The sequence below is a fragment of the Janthinobacterium sp. AD80 genome (assembly GCF_002878455.1).
GTDB lineage: Bacteria > Pseudomonadota > Gammaproteobacteria > Burkholderiales > Burkholderiaceae_D > Janthinobacterium.
Genome location: NZ_NRDQ01000239.1, coordinates 1 through 4,367, shown reverse-complemented (window position 1 = coordinate 4,367; position 4,367 = coordinate 1). Strand labels below are relative to the sequence as shown.

The following is a 4,367-nucleotide window of genomic DNA, read 5'->3' as shown; positions in this document are numbered from 1 at the left end:
GCGCCGGCCGCGCCGCCAGCATGCGCGGCATGGCGCGCAGCAGCAGGGCCAGGCCTTCGTAGGCGTAAAAGGAGCCGATGAAGCCGATCACGGCATGGCCATCGAGCCCCAGACTGCGGGCCAGCGCGGGATCGCGGGCGGCGTCGGCGTGAAACGCGTCCGCATCGACGGCGTTCGGGATCACGGTGATTTTATCGGCCGGCACGCCGCGCGCGCGCAGTTCGCGCCGCAGTCCTTCGCAAATCGTCGTGACGGCGTCGGCGCGGCGCAGCGCGTAGGTTTCCAGTGCCCGCGTGAGGCGGTAGCGCATGCCGCCGCGCGGGCTGCTGCCATGGTCGGCGGCCGCGTCTTCCCAGAAAGCGCGCACCTCGTAGACGACGGGAATGCCCAGCGCACGGCCCGCATGCAGGGCGGCGATGGCGTTGAGCACGGGCGAATGCGCATGCAGGATGTCGGGCTTTACGCGCAATGCCAGCTGGCGCAGGCGCAGCGCCAGTCCCGTGATCACGGCCAGCTGGCGCAGCACGGGCAGGCGCGCCCACCAGCGCGCATCGGGCGCCGTGCGGTAAAAATGCCAGCCGTCGACCAGCTGCTGCGGCGCGTCGCTTGCCCCCTGCTTGGCGCTCGTCAGCTGCATGGTCTGCCAGCCCAGCACGCGCTGCTGGCGCAGGATCGCCAGGGTGCGGAAGGTGTAGCCGCTGTGCAGGGGCAGCGAATGGTCGAGGATGTGCAGGATGCGCATGCTTCACTCCAGCGCCATGGCCGGCGCCTGCACCGGCGGCTTGCCGGCGCCCAGCGGCATCACCTGGCGCAAAAACGCCTCGAACATCAGCAAGGCCCACAGCGGGGCGCTGTAGTCGCGCCGGCCGCTGGCGTGCTGCTCGAGCAGCAGGCGCACGTAGTCCATGTCGAACAGGCCGCACTGCGCCAGGGTGGGGCCGAGCAGCCGCTGCTGCAGTCGCTGGCGCAGCGGGCCGCGCAGCCAGGCGGCCAGCGGCACGGAAAAGCCCATCTTCTGGCGGTACAGCAGTTCGTCGGGCAGCAGCGGGCGCAGGGCTTTTTTCAGCAGGTATTTGCCTTCGCCGCCACGCAGTTTCAGCTGCGGCGGCAGGCCGGACATCCACGCCACCAGTTCGTGGTCGAGCAGCGGCGAGCGCACTTCCAACGCATGCGCCATGCTGGCGCGGTCGACTTTCGTCAGGATGTCGCCGGGCAGGTAGGTCTTCAGGTCGAGGTACTGCACCTGCGACAGCGGGTCTTGCGCGGGACTGGCCAGCGCGTGGCGGCGCAGCACTTCCACGGCGCGGTAACCGTGCAGGCCGCGCCGCAGCTCGGGACTGAACAGGCGCGCGCGCATGACGTCGCCCAGCAGGCTGACGCCGTGAAAATACGCATCCGTCGTGTCGCGCGCCAGGCCCTCGAAGGTGGTCTTGGCGCGCAGGAAGCGCGGCGCCCAGTCGGCCTTCGGGTACAGCCGCCCCAGGGTGCCGAACAGCGACTGGCGCAGGCCGGCCGGCAGCAGCGGGTCCATCGCCTTGCGCACCTTTTCCTCGCGCGTGTGCAGGCGGTAGCGGCGGTAGCCGGCCAGGCTTTCATCGCCGCCATCGCCCGACAGGGCCACCGTGACGCGCTGGCGCGCCAGCTGGCACACCCTGTACGTGGGCATGGCGGAGCTGTCGGCGAACGGCTCGTCATACAGGTTGGCCAGCAGGTCGATCAGGTCGAAGTCATCCTGCTCCACCTGGCGCGCGTGGTGCGCCGTGCCATAGCGGCGCGCCACCATGTCGGCATAGCGCGCCTCGTTCCAGGCCGGGTCGCCGAACGAGATGGAGCAGGTATTTACCGGCGCGCTACTGGCGCCGGCCATCAGCGCCACCACGGCGCTCGAATCGACGCCGCCGGACAGAAAGGCGCCCAGCGGCACCTCGGCCACCATGCGGATGCGCACGGCTTCGCGCAGGCGTGCCAGCAGTTCATCGGCCGCCTGCGCCTCGCTGGCGGGCGGATTCGGCGTGAAGGGAATGTCCCAGTAGGGCTGCGGCGCCGGCAGCGGCTGGCCGGCGCGGATCGACAGGGTATGCCCTGGCGGCAGCTTGCGCGCCTGCTGGAAGATGCTGCGCGGCTCGGGCACGTAGCCGTAGGCGAAATACTCCTCTACCGCCAGGGGGTCGAGCTTGCGCGGCATGGCCGGATGCGCGAGCAGGGCTTTCAGTTCGGAGCCGAACAGCAGGGTGCCGTCGTCCGCCTCGCCGTAGTACAGCGGTTTGACGCCCAGGCGATCGCGCGCCAGGAACAGCAGGTGGCGGCGCCGGTCCCACAGGGCGAAGGCGAACATGCCGCGCAGGTGCCGCACGCACTGTTCGCCCCATTGCTCCCAGGCGTGGACGATGACTTCCGTGTCGCTGCTGGTGCGGAACGGGTGGCCGAACTGGCGCAGTTCGGCCATCAGGCTGCGATAGTTATAGATTTCGCCGTTGAAGACGATGGCGATGCTGCGGTCGGCATTGAACAGCGGCTGCTGGCCGCTGGCCAGGTCGATCACGGACAGTCGCCGGTGCGCCAGGCCCAGCCCCGGTTCGTGGTGCAGTCCGCCTTCGTCCGGGCCGCGGTGGCGCAGGCTGTGGTTCATGCGCGAGAGCAGGCCCGGGTCGATGTCGCGCTGTCCCTGCAGATCAAAAATGCCGCTGATGCCGCACATGGGAGGCCTTTCAGGGATAAGTGGAAAGGGAGGACGGCTGGCGCGCGCCCGTCAGGCGGTCGTACACGGCCAGGTAGGCGCCGGCCATGGCTGGCAGGCTGTGCTCGGCCAGCACCTGGCGCCGCCCGCGGGCGCCGTGGCGCGGGCCCAGCTCCGGCATGCTGTAGTAGTCAAGCATGGCGTCGGCCAGCATCTCGGGCGAGCCGGGCGGCACCAGGGTGCCGCTCCAGCCGGACTGCACCAGTTCCGCGTTGCCGCCCACTTGCGTGGCGACGATGGGCAACCCCGTGGCCATGGCTTCGAGGATGGTGTTGGAACTGCCTTCGGCCAGAGACGGCAGCACGAACAGGTCCATGGCGCGCAGCAATTGCGCCACGTCGTCGCGCGCGCCGGGCAGCCAGGCCAGGTGGGCGACGCCCGCCTGTTCCAGCATGGACAGGCAGGCCTGGCGGCACGGCCCGGCGCCGACGATGATCAGGCGCAGGCGCGCGCAGGCGCCCGGCTGGGCCAGCAGCAGGAGGAAGGCCTGCACCAGCGAGCGGTAGTCCTTGACGGCGGCCATGCGGCCCACGCTGCCGATGACGAAGGCGCCGTTGCACAGGAAGCCGGGTGGGCCGACGGCTGCGGCCGGCCCCAGGCGCGGGTGGAACTGCACGCTGTCGACGCCGTTGCCGATGTGCGACACCTGCGTGGGCGCGGCGCCGATGGCGTGCACCAGCCATTGCCCCAGGTCGGCGCTGACGGCGATGAAGTGCTGCACCAGCGGCAGCAGGCATTTGCGCAGCAGCCGGTATTTGCGGCTGGTGCCGTGCAAATCGTGCATGTCGCGGCCGTGTTCGCCATGCACGCGCAGGCGCACGCCGGCCAGGCAGGCCAGCAGCTGCGCCTCGATGCAGCCCAGGTTGCGCGTGTGCACCAGCGCCGGGCGCAATTGCCTGAGCACCCGGTACAGGTGCAGATAGTGGCGCCAGTCCTTGCCTTCGCGCTTGCCCAGGCTGATGATGTCGACACCGGGCGCCGTCAGCCGCTGGCGAAAGGCCGTGGCGTTCTTCAGGCAGACGATGGCGTGCCGGTAGCGGCCGGGCGGCAAATGGTTGATCAGGTTGACCAGGCCGTTTTCCAGGCCGCCCACGTCAAGCTGGTGAATCACATGCACGATCAGCGGGGCGGCGCCGTCCGCGCCAGGCCCTGTTGCGTGCACGGCGGCGGTCTCAAGGTCCATGCGGCAGCTCCTGCAGGCGTTGATGAATGGCGGGCAGCGCTGCCTGCAAGAAAGCGTGCAGGGCCGCGCGCGGCGGTGGCGCCAGCTCGTCGTAGCTGGCGAAGACGAGGATTTCCGCGCCATCCTGGCGCATGCCCAGCAGCTTGGCTTGCGCCAGCAGCAGTTTCACGAGGATGGGCTCGGCCGTGGCCACGCCGCCCTGGCGGTAGTAGCGCCACACCAGCAGGCGTTCGCTGCCATGCGCCAGCACGCTTTCGCGCACCGTGCGCGGGCCGCCCGGCAGCGATGGCGTTTGCTGGCCGTGCGACAGCGGCGTCCAGCGCGCGCCATACGGCAGGGTCTGGTGCGCCAGCAGTTCCGCGTCGCGGCCCTGGCGTGCATACCAGGCCAGCTGCAGGCTGATGCGCAGGACGCTGTCGCCGTCCGCCGCGCCGGCCTTGCCCGCAT

The 4,367-nt window shown here is 70.3% G+C and carries 4 protein-coding genes; all 4 read right to left on the bottom strand.

What is annotated here, in order from left to right; genetic code table 11:
• A partial coding sequence (locus JaAD80_RS27790; protein ID WP_146012574.1) for a glycosyltransferase occupies positions 1 to 742 on the bottom strand: 742 nt, incomplete at its 3' end.
• A 3-nt stretch (positions 743 to 745) separates the two neighbouring features.
• Positions 746 to 2,698, bottom strand: a complete 1,953-nt coding sequence (locus JaAD80_RS27785; protein ID WP_102299367.1) for an XrtA/PEP-CTERM system amidotransferase — start codon at positions 2,696 to 2,698, stop codon at positions 746 to 748.
• Positions 2,699 to 2,708: 10 nt separating this feature from the next.
• The gene (locus tag JaAD80_RS27780) at positions 2,709 to 3,920 is read right to left on the bottom strand and encodes a TIGR03088 family PEP-CTERM/XrtA system glycosyltransferase (RefSeq protein ID WP_102299365.1); all 1,212 of its coding nucleotides are present in this window, start codon (positions 3,918 to 3,920) and stop codon (positions 2,709 to 2,711) included.
• Positions 3,910 to 4,367: exosortase C-terminal domain/associated protein EpsI (locus tag JaAD80_RS27775; protein ID WP_102299363.1), on the bottom strand; the 458-nt coding region annotated here is incomplete at its 5' end. The genes JaAD80_RS27780 and JaAD80_RS27775, both read right to left, overlap by 11 nt.

Excerpts from the sequence above, each read along its gene's own strand:
- JaAD80_RS27785 (WP_102299367.1), bottom strand. The coding sequence starts at position 2,698 with ATGTGCGGCATCAGCGGCATTTTTGATCTGCAGGGACAGCGCGACATC.
- JaAD80_RS27780 (WP_102299365.1), bottom strand. The coding sequence starts at position 3,920 with ATGGACCTTGAGACCGCCGCCGTGCACGCAACAGGGCCTGGCGCGGAC.